At 67.5% G+C, this 22,385-nt stretch carries 23 protein-coding genes and 1 pseudogene; 7 read left to right on the top strand and 17 right to left on the bottom strand.

Annotated features, from left to right (window positions below):
- Positions 1-295 precede the first annotated feature (295 nt).
- From ACWC5C_RS08010 to ACWC5C_RS08070, 13 genes and pseudogenes are all read right to left on the bottom strand, one after another.
- Complete coding sequence (locus ACWC5C_RS08010) at positions 296-1,771, bottom strand: ATP-binding protein (protein WP_450874604.1); 1,476 nt, start codon at positions 1,769-1,771, stop codon at positions 296-298.
- 3 nt (positions 1,772-1,774) lie between these two features.
- Positions 1,775-2,668: a bifunctional DNA primase/polymerase gene (locus tag ACWC5C_RS08015; protein WP_450874605.1), complete on the bottom strand. Its 894-nt coding sequence runs from the start codon at positions 2,666-2,668 to the stop codon at positions 1,775-1,777.
- 86 nt (positions 2,669-2,754) lie between these two features.
- Entirely contained in the window at positions 2,755-3,546 is a 792-nt protein-coding gene (locus ACWC5C_RS08020) for a deazapurine DNA modification protein DpdA family protein (protein ID WP_450874606.1), read from the bottom strand.
- A gap of 9 nt (positions 3,547-3,555) precedes the next feature.
- Complete coding sequence (locus tag ACWC5C_RS08025; RefSeq protein WP_450874607.1) at positions 3,556-4,002, bottom strand: hypothetical protein; 447 nt, start codon at positions 4,000-4,002, stop codon at positions 3,556-3,558.
- 169 nt (positions 4,003-4,171) lie between these two features.
- A pseudogene (traB, locus tag ACWC5C_RS08030) lies at positions 4,172-6,133 on the bottom strand (plasmid transfer protein TraB).
- A 93-nt stretch (positions 6,134-6,226) separates the two neighbouring features.
- On the bottom strand, positions 6,227-6,802 hold the full coding sequence (traA, locus tag ACWC5C_RS08035) for a plasmid transfer protein TraA (RefSeq protein WP_450874608.1): 576 nt from the start codon (positions 6,800-6,802) through the stop codon (positions 6,227-6,229).
- A gap of 16 nt (positions 6,803-6,818) precedes the next feature.
- Positions 6,819-7,325, bottom strand: a complete 507-nt coding sequence (locus tag ACWC5C_RS08040; RefSeq protein ID WP_450874609.1) for a hypothetical protein — start codon at positions 7,323-7,325, stop codon at positions 6,819-6,821.
- A 35-nt stretch (positions 7,326-7,360) separates the two neighbouring features.
- Positions 7,361-7,699 carry an RRQRL motif-containing zinc-binding protein gene (locus tag ACWC5C_RS08045; protein WP_450874610.1) on the bottom strand — a complete coding sequence of 113 codons (339 nt, stop codon included), beginning with the start codon at positions 7,697-7,699 and terminating at the stop codon, positions 7,361-7,363.
- Between the two features lie 61 nt (positions 7,700-7,760).
- Complete coding sequence (locus ACWC5C_RS08050; protein WP_450874611.1) at positions 7,761-8,783, bottom strand: DUF2637 domain-containing protein; 1,023 nt, start codon at positions 8,781-8,783, stop codon at positions 7,761-7,763.
- A complete protein-coding gene (locus ACWC5C_RS08055; RefSeq protein WP_450874612.1) occupies positions 8,780-9,067 on the bottom strand; it encodes a DUF6303 family protein in 288 nt (95 codons plus the stop codon). Before ACWC5C_RS08055 ends, ACWC5C_RS08050 begins: the two co-directional genes overlap by 4 nt.
- Positions 9,067-9,330 carry a DUF6284 family protein gene (locus tag ACWC5C_RS08060; RefSeq protein WP_450874613.1) on the bottom strand — a complete coding sequence of 88 codons (264 nt, stop codon included), beginning with the start codon at positions 9,328-9,330 and terminating at the stop codon, positions 9,067-9,069. The genes ACWC5C_RS08055 and ACWC5C_RS08060 overlap by 1 nt, the downstream gene beginning before the upstream one ends.
- Before the next feature lie 462 nt (positions 9,331-9,792).
- Positions 9,793-10,530 carry a GntR family transcriptional regulator gene (locus tag ACWC5C_RS08065; RefSeq protein ID WP_450874614.1) on the bottom strand — a complete coding sequence of 246 codons (738 nt, stop codon included), beginning with the start codon at positions 10,528-10,530 and terminating at the stop codon, positions 9,793-9,795.
- A gap of 507 nt (positions 10,531-11,037) precedes the next feature.
- The gene (locus ACWC5C_RS08070; protein ID WP_450874615.1) at positions 11,038-11,244 is read right to left on the bottom strand and encodes a hypothetical protein; all 207 of its coding nucleotides are present in this window, start codon (positions 11,242-11,244) and stop codon (positions 11,038-11,040) included.
- Between the two features lie 101 nt (positions 11,245-11,345).
- Between ACWC5C_RS08070 and ACWC5C_RS08075 the strand changes: the two genes are divergently transcribed.
- Positions 11,346-13,655 carry a hypothetical protein gene (locus ACWC5C_RS08075; RefSeq protein WP_450874616.1) on the top strand — a complete coding sequence of 770 codons (2,310 nt, stop codon included), beginning with the start codon at positions 11,346-11,348 and terminating at the stop codon, positions 13,653-13,655.
- A gap of 380 nt (positions 13,656-14,035) precedes the next feature.
- Positions 14,036-14,416 (top strand): hypothetical protein, encoded by a 381-nt coding sequence (locus tag ACWC5C_RS08080; protein ID WP_450874617.1) that lies wholly within the window; start codon positions 14,036-14,038, stop codon positions 14,414-14,416.
- A 236-nt stretch (positions 14,417-14,652) separates the two neighbouring features.
- On the opposite strand, the gene ACWC5C_RS08085 is transcribed toward ACWC5C_RS08080, so the two are convergent.
- A complete protein-coding gene (locus ACWC5C_RS08085) occupies positions 14,653-15,180 on the bottom strand; it encodes a hypothetical protein (RefSeq protein ID WP_450874618.1) in 528 nt (175 codons plus the stop codon).
- Positions 15,181-15,527: 347 nt separating this feature from the next.
- Between ACWC5C_RS08085 and ACWC5C_RS08090 the strand changes: the two genes are divergently transcribed.
- The 3 genes from ACWC5C_RS08090 to ACWC5C_RS08100 all read left to right on the top strand — a co-directional run bounded on the left by ACWC5C_RS08090 (position 15,528) and on the right by ACWC5C_RS08100 (position 17,094).
- A complete protein-coding gene (locus ACWC5C_RS08090) occupies positions 15,528-15,866 on the top strand; it encodes an HNH endonuclease (protein ID WP_450874619.1) in 339 nt (112 codons plus the stop codon).
- Between the two features lie 103 nt (positions 15,867-15,969).
- Entirely contained in the window at positions 15,970-16,590 is a 621-nt protein-coding gene (locus tag ACWC5C_RS08095; protein WP_450874620.1) for a hypothetical protein, read from the top strand.
- Between the two features lie 111 nt (positions 16,591-16,701).
- A complete protein-coding gene (locus ACWC5C_RS08100) occupies positions 16,702-17,094 on the top strand; it encodes a hypothetical protein (RefSeq protein WP_450874621.1) in 393 nt (130 codons plus the stop codon).
- A 525-nt stretch (positions 17,095-17,619) separates the two neighbouring features.
- Here the strand turns inward: ACWC5C_RS08100 and ACWC5C_RS08105 are convergent.
- Together ACWC5C_RS08105 and ACWC5C_RS08110 are read right to left on the bottom strand one after the other, a co-directional pair.
- Positions 17,620-19,125 (bottom strand): DNA sulfur modification protein DndB, encoded by a 1,506-nt coding sequence (locus tag ACWC5C_RS08105; RefSeq protein WP_450874622.1) that lies wholly within the window; start codon positions 19,123-19,125, stop codon positions 17,620-17,622.
- A complete protein-coding gene (locus tag ACWC5C_RS08110; protein ID WP_450874623.1) occupies positions 19,122-19,577 on the bottom strand; it encodes a hypothetical protein in 456 nt (151 codons plus the stop codon). Before ACWC5C_RS08110 ends, ACWC5C_RS08105 begins: the two co-directional genes overlap by 4 nt.
- 987 nt (positions 19,578-20,564) lie before the next feature.
- On the opposite strand from ACWC5C_RS08110, the gene ACWC5C_RS08115 reads away from it, so the two are divergent.
- The gene (locus ACWC5C_RS08115) at positions 20,565-20,717 is read left to right on the top strand and encodes a hypothetical protein (RefSeq protein WP_450874624.1); all 153 of its coding nucleotides are present in this window, start codon (positions 20,565-20,567) and stop codon (positions 20,715-20,717) included.
- 55 nt (positions 20,718-20,772) lie between these two features.
- On the opposite strand, the gene ACWC5C_RS08120 is transcribed toward ACWC5C_RS08115, so the two are convergent.
- Positions 20,773-21,549 (bottom strand): aminotransferase class IV family protein, encoded by a 777-nt coding sequence (locus ACWC5C_RS08120; protein ID WP_450874625.1) that lies wholly within the window; start codon positions 21,547-21,549, stop codon positions 20,773-20,775.
- Between the two features lie 249 nt (positions 21,550-21,798).
- On the opposite strand from ACWC5C_RS08120, the gene ACWC5C_RS08125 reads away from it, so the two are divergent.
- Entirely contained in the window at positions 21,799-22,326 is a 528-nt protein-coding gene (locus tag ACWC5C_RS08125; protein ID WP_450874626.1) for a MarR family winged helix-turn-helix transcriptional regulator, read from the top strand.
- The last annotated feature ends 59 nt before the right edge of the window (positions 22,327-22,385 follow it).

Genomic DNA, 22,385 nt, shown 5'->3' on the forward strand with positions numbered 1-22,385 from the left:
TGACGCAGGTGACGCGGGATGACGCAGGTTTGGACGTCCGCGTCACCGCTGTAGCCGCTGGTCAGGGCCCAGGTTCGGGTGGCTGGTGACCTGGGTGACGCAAGTTCTCTCCTCTTAGGAAAAAGAAGAGGGGGCGGTGTCTGTGGTGGTGCGGTGCTGCTCAGGACCTGAAGAAGGAGCCGCTTCGCGGCGCGTCTGGTGCAGCGGCGGCAAGCCGCCGGAACAGCAAGAGGAGCACCGTCCGGGCGCGGGGTGCTCCTCTTGCTTGTTCGGTGTGGCGCCGTGGTGGCGTGGGTCAGAATGCCGGGTCCTGCTGGTGCGGGGGCGGTGTCGCGGGGCGGGTCATCTCGATGTAGCGGGCGGCGCTGGTGCGGCCCCAGTCGATGAGGACGCCGCGTGCGGCGAGGGTCGGCTGGAGGCGCTTGAGCCGGTCGGAGAGGACCTTGCCGGTGGTGGGCCAGCCCTTGGGCAGGGGACGGCACTCCTCGCCGCTGTAGAGGCCGGTGAGGCAGTGCAGCCATTCCGAGGACGTCATGCGGACTTCCGCGCCCGCATCGAGCCCGGTGGCGTGCTTCAAGACCGTCTGCGCGAGGAGGTCTCCCTCGATGACATCGTCGTTGAGGTCATCGAGGCTGGCCCGGTACGCGGCCAGCGAGCCGAACCCGGTAGCCGCATCGAGTTGCGCGCGCAGGTGGGCGAAGTCGGCCATCCGCAGGTCGGTGGGGGTCTCCGCCTGCGCGGCCCGCACCTTCACTGTCAGGTCCAGCAGGGAGCCGAGAACGACCGGAAGGATCTCCGCGTACTCCGTCCACAGCTCTGCCTCGGTCCGCCGCACCCGAGGTCGCACGAGACGGAGCGGGAGGAGACGTTCAGCGAGGTCGGGCCGGATGACACCGACGTCGATACCGGTCAGCAGCATGGGGCGCCGGTAACGGGAGCGGACGACGTCCCCGTCAGTGAAGAGCGCGCGCTTGATGCTCTCGGCACCGGTCACGATGCAGCACATGAGGTCGGACAGGTCCGGGGGAAGGTGGGAGAGGTTGTCCAGGGCGGTGACCCATCCGGCGGCGACGGCCGTGATCATGTTCTCCTCGTCCTTCGGCGCCCGGCGCAGGTCACCGCTCATCCCCTCGGTGATCCGCACGAGCATCCGGCCGCCCGTGGACTTGCCCGCCCCCTGGGGGCCGGTGAGGAACGGCGCGGGCACGGGCACGGACGGCTCCAGGCACCCGATCAGCCAGGCGATGGCCAGGCACTCGGTCTCGGCGCTGGCGAAGTTGCACAGGCGGAGCAGGAGATCGATGCCTTTGCCATTGGTGTCCTGGGCGGGCAGGGGGAGTTCGCCGGTGAGCTGGGTGCGCCGCCAGCAGACTTCCTGCGGGTCGGGGGTGAGGATGTCCCAGCCGGTCGGGTGGATGCGGACGGACTGCCCGTCGTTGCGGCCCAGGTCCAGCCAGGTCGCGCCGTCGAATCCGGGCGCGACGCGGATGTGGGTGGGCTGTACGTCCTCGGCCAGCGCGAGTGCTTCGATCAAGTCCAACGCCTCCTTGAGAGCGGTTCCGTTGAAAACGCCGCGCCCGTCCTTGTACAGGCCGACCATGAGTTCCTGGCGGTGGCTTCCCGTGGTGCCCTGCGAGCGGATCGGGCGGGCCACGGGGTGGCCGTTCTTCTGCGCGTACACGGTTCCGTCGACGGTCCGGAAGTACCGGAAGTGCGCCTGTGCGTAGTCCGTGATGATCTCGCGGGCGGGGTTCTTCTCGTCGTCGGACATCGGTCACAGTCCCAACTTGGCGCGGGCGTTGGTCCAGGCGTCGGTGCAGTGCCGGGGCGATTCGCCCTTGGCCTGCGCGGCGGTGAACAGCCGCGCGACGTGGGTTTCGGTGAGGCAGCCGCACCGGCCGTGCGCGGAGAGCACGGCGAGGAAGGTCCGGTACACGGTGGCGTGGACCGCGCTGCGGGCCTCGGCGATGCGCTGCTCCGCCATGGCGATGCCACGCTCCAGGTAGGACGGCGTGCGGTGACGGCACTCCCCGCCCCCGACCAGCGCGGGCACCGTGATGGCCTGCGGGGCCGACCGAGCCGTGGAGGCTTCCTTCACGGCCAGCGCGCGCACGACCTCCGGCAACGCCGTCATGGTCCCGGTGCCGGGACCGAGCCAGCGGGCGTAGGCCATCGTGGACTTGAGATCGACCCCCTCACGGACGCCGTTCACCGAGCGCATCGCACCCAGGTAGATCCAGTGCTCCCCACGGGTGGTGGGCACGGTCCGGGTGGTGGGGAGGGCTTGGCGAGCCCAGGCGACGGCCGCCGGGTTGTCGAGGTCCACCACGGTCAACCCGGCGCCGCCGGGGTGGTAGGCGACCGTCACAGCCTCCCGCCACGCCGACGCCCACGCGAGCGAGGCGATGACGGACAGGTCGGCGGTGGCGGCTGCCCAGGCGTGGCAGGGGGCGTGGCACTGGCAGGGGCCCGGGTCCTTCATGTTCGGCCGCCCGCCACAGACGGCCCTGCCGGTACGGGCGTCCTTCGCGCAGGTGCGGCAATTCCCGAACGGCACCTTGCCCCGGCGTAGGGGCAGCACCGGCAGGCCGAACGCGGCCAGCTCCAGCGCGGTCCGCAGGGGCGAGAGCGCGGGACGCTCTCGTCGGATCAGGGTGGGTTGGGTCATGCTGGATGTCTCCAGTTCTGTGGATCGAGCGGGAGACCGGGGCGGCCCCGATTCATTGGCGTGAGAGGGGGCCGCCCTAGCCGTGTCTAGGCAGCAAGTACGGGCTGTTGCCATCGGGGCAGGCCGTCGAGGACGCGTAGGCGCCAGGCCAGCGCGTAGTCGAGGCAGTTGGCGCAGTTCTTGTGCGTGTGGCCGGACATGGGCGGGCGGCGGCGGGCGTGGTAGCTCCATGCGGCGGAGTCTGCGGAGGCCATCAGGTGGCCAACGCGTTGCAGGCCGAGGGTCTTGAAGCCGAACCCGTGCAGCCGTATGCCGTATCCGGCGAGGGTGGTGACGATGGCGGCGGCTTCGCGTGTGGCCTGCCTGCGACAGACGGAGCCCAGACCCACGGTGGGTTCCCGGGTCAGGTCGACTCCTGCCCGCTCGTACAGCGCCACGCAGCGTTCGTAGTCCGGGAGCTCCCAGCCCTGGAGCACTGGAACGATCGGCAGGTCCGGCGCCATCTCCCGCAGCTCCAGATAGTTGGCCACGGTGCGGCGCTGATGCTCCGCGATGCTCAGGTGGGTGCCGACAAAGTGCTGTCCGCCGACCGTGCCGCCCTGGATCATGATCGGCTCACACATCCAGTCCTGCGGAGCGGCCCAGTCGAACGGGCCGACGCACTCCCAGATGCGGCGCAGGTCATCGACGTACTGACGCGGCGCCCGGGTCCACAAGCCGTGACGCTGGAGCTCCGAGAAACCGCCCGAGTCCACCGCGTACGGACCACGGGCCGGGTCCAGCTTGACCGCCTTCACGAAGTGCTCCGACTTCAAGAACAGCGGCTTGTCGGTTAAGCGCACCCAGTGCCGCTTGTGGGTGGTCAGGTAGAACCGCACGGCGCCCCCTCAGCCACGGAAGTGGTTGCGCTTGATCACGGCCTTACGGATGTGGACCGTCGTTCCGCCGCTCCGGCCGCGACTGGTGCCGAGAACTTGCATGGCGATGAAGCCGCCGAAGATGACGGCGGCGAAGATGACGAGCTGCTGGACGAACGCGGCGAGCGCGGCGATGAACGTGGTGAGCAGGAACAGGCCGCCGCAGACCGCGCCGAAGCCGATGCCGCCGAGGGCGATGTTCACCGCCGTCCGGGAGACAGCCGGACGTGCCTCGGCGGGCGCCAGGGTGGGGGTGAGCGTGTAGCCGGTGACGATGCGGCCGTCCGGGAGCTGGATGGTCTGGACGGCCGGGGCCGGGCCCGGCTGGACCGGCATCAGGGGTGCGGCGGTCGGGGGCGGTGGGATGGGCTGGGGGTGGTGGACTTCGACGGTCGCGGGCCGGTCGAGGTCGGTCATCGTGGTTCCCTCCGGGATGCCCTCGGGCCCGCGCCGGGGTGGCGCGGGCCCGTGGGGGTCGGGTGTTACGCGTGGGTGTTAGGGCGTGTGAGGGGGCGGTGTTAGGCCCGCCTAACGGTGCGCCTGCCTAGGGGTTTGGGTGTTAGGCGGGCGTAACGCGTTACGGGTGTTAGGCGACGGCCAGGGCCGGGACGATGCGCCACCGGCCGGTCTGGTTGGTGGCCTCCAGACGCCCGTCGAGGGCCGCTTCCTTCAGCCGCAGGGACACCCAGGACCGGGAGAGGTTGTTCCGGTCGCACCAGTCGGTGAAGTCCTTCGGCCCGACGACCATGCGGCCCTCGTCCTCGAACTCGGCCAGCGCGTCGTCGAAGAGGCGGCGGGCCTCCTCCGGGGAGGGCTTGTGGCCGGTCTCCTGTCCGAACATCGGGGCGTCGTCGCCCGGCTCGGAGTCGGGCAGCTCCTCCTCGGGGTCGATCCCTTCGTCCTCGGGGTCGAGCAGAGAGCCCGTCATCTCGTCCTCGTCTTCGTCGGCCAGGAGGTGGGCGTTCTCGTCGCTGTCGTTGGTCTGCCGCTGGGTGTATGCGGTGCCCGCGACCGACGCGGCGGCCTTCTCCGTGACCGGGTCGACCCGGGCGCCGTTGCGGACCGCCCATTGGGACACGGTCTCCATCAGGGAGGTCGCGGTGTCGGTGAACCAGCGGGTCCGGCCCGGGCTGGAGTACCGCTCCTCCGCCACGCCCGGGGTGACCAGGTAGCAGTAGCCGGGGCGCCGGTTGGACCAGCGCTCGGGAGCCGCGCCCGCGTCGATCACCGTGTCGGGGAGCATGAACCCGGCTGCCGTGGCGTTGGGGACGCCGAAGCACAGCCGGGCGCCCAGCGCGTCACGGGTGGTCGTGCTGATCTGGTCGTGGCTGGGCCGCTGGAGAGACGATCAGTGCCATGCCCGCCGACCGGGCCAGGTTGGCGATGGAGTTGAAGGCGTCGTCCCCGAGGAGGCCGAGGGAGACCCCGGCCTCCTCGAACCACGCGATGTGGAACGGCAGCCCGGGGCAGCCGCACGCCGTGCCGTCCTTGCGGCACGAGTGCTTGGGATCGGTCTGCGGCTGTGCGGCAGCGGCCTCCCACTGCCGGTAGCCGTGCCGCCCCAGCCACTCGGTGCGGGCCGTGATGGTGGCCTTCACGGCCTCGACCATGACCTCGGTGGCGGTGCCGCCTTCGACTGCCCAGTCGATGGCGGGCAGCAGGGGTCGGAAGTCCTGGAACCCCTTGGGGTCCGACAGCCACATGACCACGTCGGTGCGGCTGAGGATCTCGGTCATGAGGTTGAGTGCGCCGTCGCCCTTGCCCGATCCGGTCATGCCCGCGATCAGGAGGTGGGTCGCGTTGCGCCCGGCCTCCTTGTCCCCGGGCAGCCACAGCAGCAGCGGGGACCCGTCGTCGTAGACACCGATCACCAGTGGGTCGGTGATCGAACCTCCGGCGAGGGACGGGCCGTTCTCCTCCCAACGCACGGTGTCGGCCAGCATGTCGCGCGGGACGATGACCAGCTCGCCGCGCCGCGCGGACTCCGGGTCGGGCATGTAGCGCACTGCGGTGGGCGGGAGGTCCAGCGCGGAGGCGATCCGGGGCAGGGTCTTGGTGACGTCGTCGTTGGTCTGCTCCCCGGCCTCCAGCCCCAGCTGGGCTGTGACGCGGTTGGGCTCGACCTCGGTCCGCCCGATGCTGGCCTTGGCCAGACCCACCTTCGCCAGCAGGCCCTTGTCGGCACCGGCGCCTTCCTCGGCGGCGTCGGGGTTGTGGCGCAGGATCATGCGCACGTTCCACGACAGCGCGAGGCTGGGCCCGGCCATCAGGTACAGGTCATCGAGAGGCCCTGCGGTCGGCCCCGCCAGGCACGCCCCGGTGAGCCAGGCCGATCCTGCGGCCACGGTGATGGCTGAGTGGAGACGGCGCTGTGCGCTGGTGCCTCGGCCCGCCCACCAGGTGGCGCCGGTCAGGGCCACGGACGCCAGGGTCAGGCCGACTCCGGCCCCGGAGCTGTCGGCCCACCGCAGGTGTCCGAGGGCTCCCGCCAGTCCGGTACCGGCGACGCCGAGCCACGGGGGGGGAGGTGGGGCTTGGCGCGGTGCATCAGGTACCTGCCGATGCCGGCAGAATCGGCCCCGCCCCTGAGCTGGTCTTCGTGCTGCTGGTGTGCGTTGCGCTCAGCCATCGCCGAGCCTCCTTACTGCTGGGCCCAGTCCATGCGCGCCTGCTGGGGGCGCCGGGCACGGTGACGGACGCGGTTGATCTCTTCCTCGTACTGCTGCTGGAAGGTGGAGTAGGCGGCCGCGGCCTCCTTGGCCGCGTCCCGCAGGTTGTCGGCGGACTTCTGGAGCTTCCGGGCGACCTTCTGCGCGCGGATGCGGGAGCCGAACGGCTTGCCCTCCGGGTCCGGCACCGCGGCCAGCACGCCCTTGAGGATTTCGGCGCCCATGGCCACCTCGATCGACATGGTCACCGCCGCCGCCCGCAGGGTGTTGCAGTAGTTCCGCAACTGGGCGGGGGAGGTGAACTCCGGGGAGGCCAGCACCGATTCGGCGTGCGACCGGGACTGCCCCGCGCGGGCCGTGCGCTGCCCGTTCTTGTTGGTGGTCCGGTTGACGGTGACGTTGATGGGCGGGACGAATGAGCCGCCCATGGCGCCGACGAAACCGCCCGCGGCGGCTCCGACGTCGGCGAACTTGTTCGACTTGCCGTTGCCGTTGTCGGTGCGGCCGTTGGTCGGCCGGGGACGCGGGCCGTTGGCGTGCTGAGCCATCAGGGGATCCCTTCGGTCAGTTGGTGGTACGGCGGACGATGAGCCATGCGGTCTGGGCGGTGATCAGGTTCAGCAGCCACCACAGCTCCAGCGGCCCGGCCAGCGGCCCGAACCCCGCGGCCAGTGCCGCCCAGGCGAGCCCGGAGGCGCCGAGGGCGGCGAGCGTGATCCGCCAGCCCCAGACGGCCTTGTCAGCAGCGGGGCGGCGGCGCTGGACGAGGGCCAGCCACAGCGCCGGGCCCGCGGCAGCGGGGGCGAGCAGGAGAGCGGACCACCAGGCCAGCACGTGCAGCAGTGCGGTTACGGGGAAGGCCAGCAGCCCAAGGGCGAGCGGGGCGAGCGCGCGGCGGTGCTTCCACAGCCACAGCGCCGTGGCGTCCAGGGCCAGGCGGGTCAGGGTGGGGCGTTCGGGGACCACGACCACGAACGGGTCGTGGGAGCGGCGCCCGCGCTGTCGCGGGATGCGAACGGTCGTGACGCCCGCGGCCGTCTTCACGGTGCGGGCACGGGTACGGCTGGACACAGCGAATCTCCCTCAACAGGGCTGGAGTGAAGTGGTCAGGCGGCGCGCTGTTCCTCGGGGAAGGCGCAAAGGGTGCACATGCCGAGCGAGGGCGGGATGACGTACCCGGCGTCGCGTCGGCAGGCGGGGCAGATGCGGCGGGCAGCGTTCGCCTTGGCCAGCGCCGCCCACCGCGCCGGAGTCATCGGCCGGACCGGCTTCGCGCGGTCGATCCAGTACAGGTACGCGACCAGCGGGCCACGGCGGCGCCGGGGGCGTTGCAGCTCCGCGGCGACGTCCTGTCCGCCGGGGCGCAGGTCCATCGCGCGGAGCTGCCGACGCGTGGCCAACCCGTCCGGCGCCAGACGCCACCGGTAGACCGGCAGAGCACCCATCAGTCGGCCATGCGGATCAGCAGGTCAGCGGGTTCCGCCGGGGCGGGGTGAAGGGAGCGCTTCACGAGCGGGCTCCTTCCAGGACACGCCCTGTCGGCGGAGTGCTCGGGTGCCCGGCGTCCCGCAGTTCCTGGTAGCGGGTCGAGACCCAGCCGACCGACCAGCCGCACAGCTCGGCAGCAGCCCGCACCGCAAGCCCCGCCGCGAACGCGGCCTGAACGACATCGCGGGCCCGGTCCTCGGGGAACTTCTCCACCGCGGGCCCGGCAGCCAGCAGCGCAGCGCGTTCACGCTCGGCCCGCTCCTCGCGCTCCCGCTGTTCACGACGCGCGGCGGCTTCCCGCTCACGGGCCTCGTTCTCGCGGCGCTGGGCAGCCTCGCGTTCAAGGCGTTCACGCTCCCGCTCACGCTGTTCACGCTCGTGTTCATGGCGCTCACGGGCCTCGCGTTCGGCGCGTTCGCGGGCTTCGGTCCGATCCCGTTCCTGGCGGCGGGCTCGCTCCTCCCGTTCGGCTTGCTCACGGGCGAGACTCGCTTCGTGTTCACGCTGTTCACGCGCCAGCATGGCGGCGTGCTCGCGCTCCTCACGGGCCCGGCGCTCGGCCGCCTCGCTGCGGTCGGCTGCTGCCTTCTCGCGGGCTTCCCGCTCGGCGCGCTGCTCCGCGTCCAGTGCGGTCACGGCGGCGGTGATGGCGCGCCGGTAGGCCAGCCCGGTTTCCGCGGTGACGATGAGCAGCAGCGGCGCGACCGCGTGCACGGCCACCCCGACCAGGTCTTTTTGCAGCGCGGAGTCCGCGATGTTCAGGGCGAGGGTCATGCAGCCGGTCATCCACCGCAGTGCGACGGGCCACCGGCCGCCATGTCCGCCCAACCGGGCCAGCACCGCATCCAGCCGGACCACGATCACCACCGCCGCGTCCACCACCAGCGGCAGAATCGGCGCGGTCCAGTCCCACTTGTCGGGGGTGTGCTCCGCGGCGAGAGGGGTGACGGTGAGGACCGAGTAGAGCATGGCGCCCGCGACGATCAGCCAGGTGCCGATGGACAGAGCGCGCTCGGCTGAACGGATCTGAACGGCGTTCACTGGCCCACCCCCATGCGTGAACGCACCCGGACCGAGGCGATCAGGCGCACCGGGGAGGAGAGGTCGTCGGGGATGTCGGTGGTCTCGCACCACTCCCACTCGGCGCCCGGCACCGGCTCATAGCCCAGCGCGGTGAGCGCCGCCGCGCGTTCGGTGAACGTCGGCACCGGAGCGGCACGGCCGAAGTCGTGCTCCGGCCACACCTCGAAGGTGTTCAGCAACACCACGTACAGGCTCCACCCCCGAGTGCTGGTGAACATCTGCGCCGTGAACTCCTTGGCCATCAGGCCACCTCCGGCGCGGTCGCCCCGTCCCGGTTCGCCAGCGCCCGCCGTGCGGTCAGCACCTTGCGGCGGGCCCGCCGCAGCCGCCGCGCGTCCAGCTCGGACAGCGTGCGGTCAAGCGTCATGATCTGCGCGTCGAGCAACTCGACCTCGGCCGCGATGAGCGGCATCTCGTCCTCGATCGCGTCCAGCTCCGCGGCCGTCGGCTCACGGTCGGACAGGGCGGCGGTAACAACCGCCTGAACAGTGCCGATGTGGTTCATGGGTCGTGGTTCCTTCCAAGGTGGAACGGCCCGAAAGCGGCTCCGGTGTTGCAGCACCGGAGCCGCGCGCCGTTGGGAAAGGTGGGCCGGGTAGTTCGGCCCTTACCGCTCGGAGCTCCGAGCGGATGGCGGACGGGGAGGGAGTTGCACCCTCGTCCCCGCGGGGACGCTCTGCGCGCCGTCCGTTGGTCTGCCACCAGCCATGCCGTACACCTCCCATCAGCGGCTTTGGCTGGGACCTATGAAGTTCTTCAAGGAACGAGCGCTTCCTTTTCACCCCCTTGTGAAGGGCTTCCGGGCGCCTCTGGAACATCCGCGCATGCCGGATAAGCCCCCTGAAGGGCTCCCGGGCGCGAACCTCCCTAGGGATATTTAAAGCGCAGCTCCCTAGGGAGGTCAATGGGGGCATGCGAAAGGGGCCCGCCACTGGCGGGCCCCTTCGGGTTGAGATTGCGGCTCTGGTTAGCCGGTGACGTGGTACTCCATGACGTACACCCCGGCGTCCAGCAGCATTCGGTTGACCTCGACCGGCTTGCCTTCCTCGGTGAGGGCCGTGCGGTAGATCTCCACAACGGGAGTTCCCTCGGCCAAGTGCAAGCGCTCGGTTTCATCCTGGCTGGGCATCCGTGCCCGCAGCTCTTCCACGAAGCGGACAGGCTTGGCGCCAAGCTCGGCGAGGCGCGCGAACGTGCCGCCGGGGCCGGTGTCCTCCTGGGCAATGGCCGACTCCCTCACCAGCTCGGCAGGGAGGTACGAGACCGCAGCCTGTACCGGCTCGCCTTCCACGACGAACAGCCGGTCGCGAATCACCACGCTCGTACCCTCCTCCAAGTCGAGGGCGCGAGCCACGTCATCCGGCGCCGGAGCCTCGTAGACGCGCAGCCCGGTTACCGTCATGGGCCGCTCGCCGAGGTCGACGCTCCAGATCGAGCGGCCCTGGGTCCATCCTTCCTGGGCAAGTCGCCGGTTGGCGACGCGCCGAATCGGCTGGAACTCCCGGACGTACGTACCACTGCCGCGTCGGCGGACGGCCAGCCCCTCGGACACCAACAGAGTCAGAGCCCGGCGAGCCGTCTCCTTCGCGACCCCATACTGACGAACGAGGGCAGGCTCACCAGGAAGCCGGGCGCCGGGCGACAGCTCGCCCGAGCGAATGCGCTCTCGCAGATCATCGGCGATCTGCCTGGCGGTCTCCGCCATCAAGCTCCTCACTTCCCTAGGGTGGTCTCTCTCCAGCTTGGCATACGTGCGGCGGATTGCCTTCTGTGAGGGGAGTGGCGAGAGGGATCCCACTCCGAGCGGCTGGCCCTGGCCTGGCTGACGGAGGGATGGCACTGCCAGGTGCTGCGCGCCCCGGCGCTGGACGAGCAGCCGTGCGGCGCTCCTGAGGCGCGATTCGGGCGCCTGTGGGCCATGTGTGGGCCAGCTGCTCAGCGGCGACGCGTGGTCCCCGCGTATATGCAGCTCAGAGGCGGTATGGGCGCGGATACCGCATCGCTCTTGAAAACCGTCGTGACCACAGCGCTGCCAGCGCTGTGGTCACGACATCTGGGAGTAAGTATGGCGCAGGTACCCCCCGTATCGGGGCGGGCGGGCGCCGCCCCGATACGGGGGGTACCGGTCGCTACAGGGTCCTCCAGCGAAAGCACGGTGGCGCTGCCGAGCGATGCGGAACAGGCCCAGGAGCGACCAGTACTACAACTTGCCTCAAGCGGCAGTCGCTGCCGTCACTGCTTGCACGACCGCAGCCATCAAGGCCAACGTGGTCGCGAACGCGGCTCCCGCCGTGATGAGTGCCGTCGGGTACGAGGCTTCGCCCCGACGTGCCAGGTAGCACGCTGTCGCCCCCACCAGTGCCGCGATCAACACCGCGATAACGCAGCCCATCACGACCAGAACAGCCTTGTCCGACACGGCCTACCATCCTTTCAACTAGCGCAGCGGCAGTCGCTGCCGAACCGAAAGTGGCGGACGCGGCGTTCGCCGATGTTCACCGCGAACGACGACGAACAAGGATGAACGACAGCACCCGGAAAACGGAGCCGGACCTCATGGACGACCAACGCCACCCCGACGCGCAGACAGCGATCACGGCTGAGGGGGCACTCGCAGAGTTGCGCCGCCTCCTCAAAGCGGGTCGTTTGAAGAAGCATCTGACCATGGACCAGGTGAAGGCGCGTAGCGGTCTTGGGCGCACCGTAGTAAGCCAGGCCTTCAGTTCGTCCATGCCTCCGCCGAGCGGCGCGACCATCAGTGCGCTTGCCAGTGCCTTGGCTCTCGATACCGACCATCTGTTGCATCTACTCGATGTAGCGACTCAGGCGCGCAGCACGCCCCCCACGCCTGCGGCCGGCGTGGATGACGTGTCCGGAGCGGATCAACTGGGGCGGCTGATTACGGATTGGGATCCGCACGATCTGGAGATCCATCCCGCCGCTGATGCCCCTGCCCCCGGCAGTGGACGCGGGCGCCGCTGGTCGGCGAGACTGCCCACGTACGTACCTCGTCCTCACGACGATGAGCTAGCTGCTCTGGTCTCCGATGTAGGCATGGGACACAGCCGGATGGCGGTGCTAGTCGGTTCCTCATCGACAGGCAAGACACGGGCCTGTTGGGAAGCCGTTCAGCCACTGGCTGCGGAGGGGTGGCGGCTGTGGCACCCTTTCGATCCCACGCGTGCTGAGGCGGCACTCGCTGATATCGAGCGTGTCGGGCAGCGGACGGTGGTGTGGCTCAATGAAGCGCAGCACTACTTCGGTGCCAGCGGCGGGTTGGGGGAGCGTATCGCCTCAGCGGTCCATAGTCTCCTAACCGACCCGAAGCGCGGACCCGTCCTTGTTCTGGGTACATTGTGGCCGGAGTACGCTAATAGTTACACCACCCTCCCGGAAGCTGGTCGGACCGATCCGCATACGCATACCCGTGCACTGCTCTCAGGGCGGTTGATCGCACTCCCCGATAACTTCAATAGCGCTGAGATCGATAATGCTCAAGCCATTGCCGCGACTGGTGATCACCAGCTTTCCCATGCGCTGCAAAATGTACGCGACGGAAAGATGACGCAATTCTTGGCCGGAGCTCCCGAACTGCTGCGCCGCTACCAGTCGGCCTTGCCGCAATCCCGGGCGCTACTGCAAGTGGCCATGGATGCTCGCCGCCTAGGCATCGGCCCCCAAATTCCGGTCGCCTTCTTGGAGCATGCCGCAGAGGGTTATCTCGGTGACGACGAATACGATTCCCTTAGCGACAACTGGCTTGAACAAGCCCTCGCGGACAATACGCGACCTGTACATGGAAATCTAGCTCCATTGCGGCGCAACCGTCATCGTTCGCAAGGAACTGCCACGCCTTATCCCCAGGCGAACCCATCGTCGCCGACTTATCGACTTGCTGACTACCTCGAACAGCACGGACGCTATGAACACAGGCTTCGATGCCCTCCAACATCGTTCTGGCAGGCAGCCCACGACCACCTCGGTCCGGGGGATTTGATCAAAGCAGCCGATGGCGCCCATCAGCGCTATCGCACCCGCTGGACTCATCGACTGCTCCAACGAGCCGTCGAAGCAGGGCACGTTCCTGCTGTCACGCAACTTGCCTGGTTCCTGGAAATAATTAACCCTGAGCGGTCCCACCGGTTGTACGAACAAGCCGTAGAAGCTGGCGACACACACGCTATGAACTTGGTGGCCCACGCTCGGGACATGGATATGGATGCTCAGGGTGCCGATGAGATGCATTGGCGATCCGCTGACGCAGGCGACAGTGAGGCCATCGATGTTTTGGTTGACCGATTGGATATATACGAGGCTGTGGAGGGGATCGTACAGACCTATCAAAAACGCGTCGACGCGGGCGATACCCGAAATCTGAAACATCTAGTTGAATGGCGAAAGGAATTTAAGCGTCTAGAGAGTGTCGACTGGTCAGCTTGCCATTATCAGGATGGGGGGCGCGGCCAGGTGCTTATCTTGTTCGCGCAATGGCGCGAACAGGTTGGCGATAACAAGGGAGCCGAACGGCTATATCGGAAAGCTGCTGATGCGCGCAGCGGTATCACCGAGAGAGTAACTGGACGCGCCGACCGAGACATTTTCTCGGTTATCAGTGAAGGTCAACCCGAGCTTCAGAATTGGTTGAACGAGTTGGCAGAACAGGGCGTATCCCACAGTGGCGCCGAGCCAACTATTCTGAAAGTAGTTGATTCAGGAAATGTCGAGGCACTGCATTGGTTGCACTTCAATGTCAGTGACCGATGGCCTCATTTCATAGACCTCTGGCCCCATGGCTTGGAGCCGGATGGCAGCCCATCCCCACCGTGGTAACCGTCAACCCGTCGCTGGCTTGCTGAGGCCTCCACTTCCCCCAGGTGTTCCCCAAGGGTGGCGCAGACGGGTAAAGCGCCAGGCCACGGCGGTGGAAGGGGCCCGCTGTAAATCGGCCGGGTCGCTCCGACCCTGCCGCTAGCCGGGACGGGCCCTCGAAGAAGCATCGGTCCGCGGTTCTGCCGACGACGAGCTCCTCACCCAACCGTCCTGCGACGGGAGAAGGGCTGGTCCACACGCATAGCACTTGACACTTCTCGGACAGATTTTGGCGAGCGGTCCTTCAGCCGCTCGCGGTCTCCGAGACTAGGAGAAGTCGTCCCAGCCGTTCCCCCGGAGGTCTCATGCTCGTCCCGTCTGTGCCTACGGAAGTCGTGTATGTGAATGAGAACAACGTCACGCTGACCAAGCCCGTGCACGCCTGGGACGACGAAGGGCGGGCTTTGGTGCTGCTGCGGAACCGGCTGATGCGCGCCGACGAGATGGCAGGATTCAAGGAAGTCCGCGAGGCCAACCGGATCGTTGGGATTGCACCCGGTGGAGGATGGGTGATCACGTGGTTCGACAAGGACGAAGGCTGGGAGTCTTCCCAGCCGGTTGTGGCATGGGCAATCCGTGAAGACGGGTCCGCTGACGCCGTCGACACGGACCCGACGGGTGACGCGTGCGTCGTCTCAAATGTGGGCGGGGACCGGCGCTTCTCCCACCCCAATATGGAGTTCAAGAGCGCGCAGGGCGAGGAAGTCACTGGCAAGGAGTAGCAGCAGGCATCCAGTTGTTGTCCTGGTCTTTGTCCAGTGCGCTGACGTACGGCACCGTTCACCGACGTAGGCGTACCCCGTCTGAGCTGCTGCGTGAACGCCCACGTACGCCCCTGTACGGCGGTGCGGACAGTTGGAAAGCGTGATGAAGAGCCGACCGCACAGCGGTCGGCCCCTTCGCCACGTCTATCGGCGTGCCTTATGGGCTGGCCAGGACCGATCGGGGCGGCTACGAGCTACGCGGGGTCCCGGGGGGTGTCGAGCTGCCACTCCGGCCGGAAGCCGGGGTCGCTGGCCGCGATGGTGGCCAGGTGCCGCAGTACGCCGTATGCGCCGCCACGCAGGTTGGCCTCAGCCGAGGTTGCTCGCAAGGCCGCCTCACAGCGATCGGCGACGTAAGCGGCTGCATGGGCCCAAGGCTGGTCATCGCGCCATGCAAGCCACCGCGCTATGGCCTCGCGGACGAAGGTCAGCAGATCAGGCCAGTCTTCGTTGCTCTGTGTGCTGGCTGCAGCGTTGAAGGCGTACCCGGAGGTGATGATCACCTTGGCGAGTGCCTGGGCAGCGCGGAGGCGGGCGATGTCCCCTTCGCTGAGGTTCGTTGGCTCGGTCTTCATCTGCCAGACCAGCGTCGCCGCTGTGGGCAGTGGGCCATCTGCCGAGTAGCTCCGAACCTGTCGGTCGTTGCCGTAGAGGAGCTGGATCGCCCACGTAAGTTCGTCGCGGACTGCAACGGTGTCGAGAAGGGAGTCGCTGGGGCTCATTGAGTTCATGGTGAACCCTTTCGTGGTCGGCCCCGCGCCGACTTCAGTGTACGAAACGGCGCTGGCAGGGCTGCTGCGAGTTGCGGACTACCGGGTTATGGGGCTTCCGTGGCGGTCTATCTGCCTTGCCCTGGTAACCGTTCGGTGTCAACGTGCCGCGTGGACAAGCCCCTGCTGCCCCGGGCGGTCTCATTTCTGGTCTCGGTTGCCGCTCATTCTGTGGTCGTCCGGGACCGTCCACAGACGTCCGTCGCGTCACCTGACCTGCTGCGATGCCTGGTGGGCGGACGTCTCTGGACCACCTCGGACGAAGATCGGACAACTCGTAATGCGCAGGTGACCCGGTCGTGGAGTTCCATCGGAGTGCTGAGCACGCCCCGCTTCTGGGGACTACCACCGGGTGCACCACGAGTTCCGGCCCAGCCGTACTCGCGGTCGGCCCGGGTGGCCACGAAGGCGCTCACGTCCGGGCCCTTGGGTCCCCCCATAACGGCCCAGACACCACTGGCAACGTCCTCTGCCTGTGCCCGAACTGCCACGTGATGCTCGACGTCGGCGCCATCGTCATCGAAGACGACCTCACTGTGATCCGCAGCGGCCAGCCCACCGGCAGCCTGCGCACCCACCCTCAGCACACCATCGACATGGAATGCCTGCGGCATCACCGCGAACGCTGGCGTCAGTAGGCCCACGCTCGCACCCAATCGCGGCGGGCAGGATCATGTCCCAGTCTTGTATTACTCCCGCCGTAGGCGCCCCGTTGACCTGGCAACCCGGCATTATCCCGCCATGCAACCTGAACTGATCAGTGCGCTGGTCGGCGCGGGGGCCGCGACCCTCGTCGGTGGCCTTGCCCTGTACGGCGCCTTACGCCAGGCCCACGCCGCCCGTCGCGCTGCCGAAGTTGCCGCCGAGGCCTCCCAACAGGCGGCCGAGCAGGCGACCCATGCCGCGTACGAACAGTGGCGCCGTGCCAGTCAGCGCGATGCCGCCTTGGCCTTCACGCTGGCCGCCGACGAGGCCGCAGTCACCGCCCGCGACCTGCTGAATGGCTGGAACTCGGTCACCATGACCGACGAAGAATCAACCTTCCGCGCCATGTTCCGGGCCTTCGCCGTCGTTCGCGCCGAAGGCCCGCAAGCACTGATTGACTACGGCGAGGAGATCACCAGCATCGTGACCATCCTCTCGGAGTCAGCCGCGCTGTCCTGCATGGAGGTCGACGAAGGAGGGGCCGATCCAGACGGCGGGTGGACGCCGGATTACGGCGACTGCGAGAACGATTACAAGCAGACGATTGAAGAGTTCCGTCAGGCGCTGCGCGCGTTCCTGGATACACCGCCCACCGACCGCCCCGAGGACGACGAGCGGCAGGGGCTCATTCCCGCACCACGTCGCGCTTCCGCGTGACGCCGGCCACGAGCGGGCGAGTTCGCTGCGGCCCGTCCAGGCAGCGTGGGGTCCGCTACGACGGCGGGTGTTTGTCTGATTAACGGTGGGAGCCCCTGCGACGATGTCAGCATGCCGACGCCTGGAACGCCTCTCCCCGCTGCACTCATCCCCGACTGCACCAAACCGGACGCTCACCACGCGGCCTACAGAAGCGCCAAGACCAACGATGCGATCTTTGTGTGCATCGCTCGCCAGGGATCGCGCTGGAAGGTGGAGCTTGACGCTCTGGCCGGCAGTGGGCCCACCATCCCAGACGAGGCAGTGGCAGTCCTGCGGTCCGCGGTTGAAGTATTGGTATCTGCTGGCACGGTGACGCAGGCCAACATTGCACCTGACTACATCTCCATATGGGCGATCGAGAGCGAGCAGAAGGCACGCGAGATCGCGGCTGCGTTCCATGCCGCCATGCAGGGACTCCGGCAGCTATACATGGCCGTTCCAGTCCCGCGTAGAAGGGCCTAGCCTCCGAGGCTCGCGGTGCCTCAGGCCGAGGCGGGCGGTGCGGCCAGCGGAACACGGATCTGCGGACCACAGGCCGGCTCCGGCATCGCGCGCAGTGAGCGTGAGCGAGCCTTGCAGAATTCCTGGAGATGATCTTGCGTCGGGATTCCTGAGGCACTAACGGAGACCGATGCCCTCCAACCCTCTGACCTGCACCTTTGACCTAGTACAGATAGACGATCTTCCAGGGCCTAATTCGGGAAAAGAGGTCACCAGGTCGAGATGGTGTCATCACGCGGGAATGCTGACGCCCGACAGCAGATGGGCCCTCAGTTGCGAAAAGTCTGCAACTGAGGGCCCATCTGTGAGTCAGCCCATCTCCGACGAGTTGCGGGGTCCTCCACGGCCCCAGGGGCGTGAGGCTGTTTCTGGCGGGTTCCACCAGTCGATCCAAGGCGGGATCCGCGGCGGCGGCCCTCAGGTACAGCAAGGCTGCGGGCTAAGGACTGACGGCCACTAGATCAGCGCCGACCGGGGCGTGGGTGTCTAGTTGATGGACTCGGATTCGTCACTAGTGAGCTCGGTCCAGGTGTCGGAAAGGATCTTGTTCTCGACCTGGCCGATGTGCGCCGGCGTGTTCGAGGCTGCCGCTGCGACGACGGCCTCCCCAGTACTCTTCAGCTTCACCGTCTTCTTGGTGCCGCTTTTCTCCTGCAGGCAACCTGTGATCCGAATCCAATGCCGGCGGTCACGCCGCCAGTCGATGGCAGCCAGGCGCTGCTTGAACTCGTCAAAGGACACCGCCGGAGTAGGCACCGACTGTTCCGCGATGATCTCGGTGAACCTCTTCACCAACTGCTCAGTCGTGTCGTCTCCGGTTGCAGTCTCCTTCTGCATCGCGTCCATGATCGGCCCGAGTTTGTCGCGCCGCACCTGGTTGTAGGCCAGTGCGAGGGCCTTGAGGGCGAATGCCCATCCATGGACGTACAGCCGTCGGTAGGTGTCGGCCTGCTTGGTGTCGCTCCAGGCGCCGCCGAATTGACCTTCCAACATTTGCAGGAACTCGCGGCAGTACGGCAGCACCGCCTCGATGTGGTGGTGCTTGATGTGCTCGCGCTTGCGGTTGCCGTGGGAGATCACGTTGAGCAGCATCTGCTCGAGCGTCGATGCGTCGACGATATTTTGCACCGCGGTGAGCGTGGCTCCCGTACTGCGGCCATCGGCGACGCGGTTCTCGAAGATGGTGCCCTTGACTGCCTGGTTGCGCAGCTTGGCCAGGGCGGACGAGGTGTCGAAGGTCGCCACCAGGTTGGTGTTCTTCTTCGTGCCGCGTCCATTGCGATCTGCGAAACTCTGGGCCGCCGCGTCGACGTCAACCTTTAGTTCGACCTCAAGTGTCACGAAGAAGGTGTCAAGCGCACCGTTCTGGAGAGCGAGACGATTCTGCGCTGCCTCGAAGAGGGCGGCGGTCTGGGTCTGTCCGTCGGCCTGCATGATGGGCCGTTTGGGCAGGTAGATCTCGCCGTAGATGGCCACCGGGTTCGCTTCATCGAATGCGACGAAAATGGGCTGCGGGTCCTCCTCGAACTCCTCGACCGACTGCCATCCGGTGACGGTAGGCAGGTATGCGACCCGCTCACCGCGGATGGCCTCCAAGATGTACCGACTGAAGTCACCACGGTTGGCGGCCTTCGCGCCCTTGAAGTCGCTCTGCGTCTTGAGGTGGGCGGCCTTCATGCCGTTGGCCTCGTAGTCGACAGCGCGTGGCGGATCGGAAGGGTTATACCTTACGAGGTCCGTAAACTGCCGCAGGCTGGGATGGACTGTGACGCAGATGCGGTATCCGTCCTCCGCACCTTTTAGGCACAGCGTGCCGCGGATAGCGTGCCGCTTCTCACTCTCATGCTGGAAGCGGTAGCGATGCTGCTCGAAGTTGGCTCGTGCCTCCTCGTCAGAACTGACACGCAGGATGCGCAGGCCCCCGTATCTCTCGTCCTCGGGGATGTCGTCGGTGTTGATCAGCTTCTGCTGACTGATGAACGGCGTACTCATGGCGTCTCCTGCTGGTTGGGCTCGGCTCCCGTCGAGGCGAGCAGCCCGGACTGGCGGGGAATCGCGGGAAGCGATGTGGGTTCTGCATCGGTCGGGATGCCGCCTGCGTGGGCGAGGACGGGCGGCAGAGTGACTAGCTCGATCGAAAGGTTCAACCTTTCAACGGTGTAGACGATCTCGGGTTGAAATTCGAACGCTGCGATGACGCCACGGATTAAACAGTCCCTGCCGGCGGCTTCCTCAGCCCGGCGTGCCATGGCCACGTACACCAGGATCTGCCCAAGCGCCTCGTAGCTCGCACTGATCTTGAACTCCCACAGGCGAGTGACGTTGCTCCGATCGATCGTGCGCATATCCGCGCGCACGGCCGTGCCGTCGTAACTGTTCTCCCGGGCGATAAGCAACTCGCCTGGACGGTGCTGGGCCAGTTCCGAAGCGTAGTAGTCCCGCACTCTGCCCTCGCGCTCATGCAGCACTATTCGATCTCGCGTCATTGCGTCCAACTCTCGCGTCCGTCAACCCATGCCTCAAAGAGATTAATTGACATCTCTTCACATCGCAAATCCATCTCGGAGATGGATGCACACACCGCCGAGACGCTGCGTGCATGCACGGCTGGACATGGACCGGCAGCCTGCGTGAGTACTGCGCCCGGTACTCCACCCTCCGCAGACGCCGCGGGCCTCCGTTCTGTCCCGTGGCGACCAGACTCATCAGAGCGTGGAGGGTGTCGGTACCGATCGCGTCTGAGGACATGCGACAGCCTCATGACGGTGGGGGCTGGGACTGTGTGCAGTCGACTTCCCCGCCATCGTGGCTGACTGTCGTCAACCGAGGTTCTGACGGGGCGTGTCGAAGATCCTGGCCGTCAGTTGAGCGGGCCCAAGCTGGGTGGGGAGCTCCCGCGCGGGCTGTGACAAGGCGGAGTTGAACTGCTTCGCGGAGGGCACTTACCGCGTCCATGGAGAAATCCTGGAGATGATCTCGAGGTTGAGACCCCGGAGCGCCAACGGAGACCGGCGCATCCCGACACTCTAACCTGCAGTTTTGGCCTGGATCCCTGGTCGGCGATCTTCCAGGGCCTAATTCGGGACGAAGAGGTCGTGGGTTCAAATCCCGCCACCCCGACTGAAGGAACACAGGTCAGGGGCCTGATCCGCGAAAGCGGATCGGGCCCCTGACTCGTTTGGGGCGACCGGGGGACTGCCACCGTTCGCTACGAATTCGAGGAGCGCGGAGCGGGGTGGCGTCGCGCAGCCACATTCCGCGATGGCGGCGCTGCTGGCGCCCAGTGGATACCGTCAGGCTTGGCCAAGCGGGCCTCTGCCAGGTCCAGTTGACCGGGTGCGCGAGCGCTGCGCTGCGCCGGTGAGGTCATCGGTAGACGACCCTTCGGCGTCACCGGCGAGGTGGTGTGGCACGCCGAGCACAATCACCAGGTGGGCATCGTGCTCCGCGAGTGGGCTGAGCACGTGGACCTGCTTCCTCGGTTCCTGGAGCGTGTCGGTCAGGTTGTCACCGGATGTGTCACGAAGATCGCGCCGATCGGATTCTTCGTGCGCATCGCCGACTGCGTCGAGGGGCTCGTTTGAAGGCATCGCCCAGGATCTGCCCGCCCGGGAGGAGTTGGGCTGAGAGTGGGGCTGGCTACAGGGGTTCGCCGGGGATGGTCAGGTAGGTGTCTCGCAGGCGGGCGAGCTGGGGGTGTTCCGGGGGCAGCGGGGTCTCGTCGATGGTGGAGAGGGCGCGCACGCCGATGCTTGTGTTCGTGGCGAAGGCCGCGTGCAGGTGCTGGGTGTCGGCGGGGGTGATCGGGGCCGTGGTGTGGGCGGTGTGGTGTTGGAGCAGGGCCATGGTGACTCCGGGGAGGACGGATGCTTCGGGCCAGATCACGTCGTCGTCGCTGATGAAGCCGACGTTCCACGTCGGGCCCTCGGAGATCCGGCCGTCCGGGGTGGTGAACAGGGCGTCGTCGTAGCCGTCGAGCTGTGCGGCGCGGCGGGTGTGGAGGGAGCCGAAGAGGCCGGTGTGCTTGATGGCCGGGGCGTCGCGTTCGTAGCGGATGGTTTTCACCCGCAGGGGAGGCAGGGGCAGGGCGGGAGCGGGCCGGGCGGTGACCAGGATGTTCGGGGTGTTCGCCGTCGACGGGTGGCCCAGGTCGATGCCGGGGTCGAAGATCGTGACGCGGACGACGGACGCGCTGCCGCGATCGGCTGCCGCCTGGCGCACGTAGCGCCGGACCAGGTCGGGGTCGAGGTCGGCGCCGAAGACCGCCGCGCAGTCCCGCGCCAGGCGCTCGAGGTGATGGCTCAGGCCGCGTACACGCTGGTCATCGACGCGCATGCTGGTGAAGTGGCCGTAGTTGGTGAGCGCCAACGTCGCCAGGGCGTCAGGGTCTGCAGGCTGTCCGTTCAGTTCCGCCATGCGTTCAGGATGGCAGGGAGAGGTACGGGAACGGGGTCGGCCAACGTCCGGCGGGTGCCGAGTGAGAAGGCGATCACCTATCGGGAAGGACGTGCCCGGACCGACCCAGGCGCGGGTCTCGAGAGGTAGTCGGGCCGACCCCGTACCGCTTCAGCTTGCTGCATGGCGATCGCTATTGCAAGAGATTCGCAATAGTGGGGAGGTACGGCGGCGTGCGGTGGGGGTTGGGGTGGGGAGTAGAAAGGGCCTATGCCGCCCGATCACTTAGGCCCCCAGCCCGATACCGAGGCCGCCGAGCCCGACATTCCCGAGTCCGACGCCGAGGCGATGGTCACCGCCGTGCTGACCGCGTCCCGGCTGCTCATCGCCGTCTCCGCCCGGTCGTTGGCCGCGGTGGAGGAGTCCCTGACGCTGCCGCAGTTCCGGATGCTGGTCGTCCTGGACGCCGGAGGGCCGCTGAGCCTGTCCGGGCTGGCCGGGGAGCTGGGGGTCCAGCCGTCGACCGCCATGCGCATGATCGACCGCCTGGTCACGACGGGCGTGGTCGCGCGCGGCGTCTCCGCCGAGGACCGGCGTACCAGCATGATCTCGCTCACCCCGGACGGGCGGCGGGTCGTGGCCGAAGTCACCGATCGGCGCCGCCAGGAGATCGCGCGCATCGTCGACGTCATGCCCGCCGGACAGCGCCGTCATCTGATCGAGGCGCTGCAGGCGTTCGCCGAGGCGGGCGGCGAACCGTCCGTCGAGGCCGGGCCGCAGGCGCACGCCGCCTGGTGAGCCGGACGAACGTAACCCTGCGAGAATGATCAACTGCTCTGGGAGACCGTAAGACCGGT

The sequence above is a fragment of the Streptomyces sp. NPDC001700 genome (genome assembly GCF_053596435.1).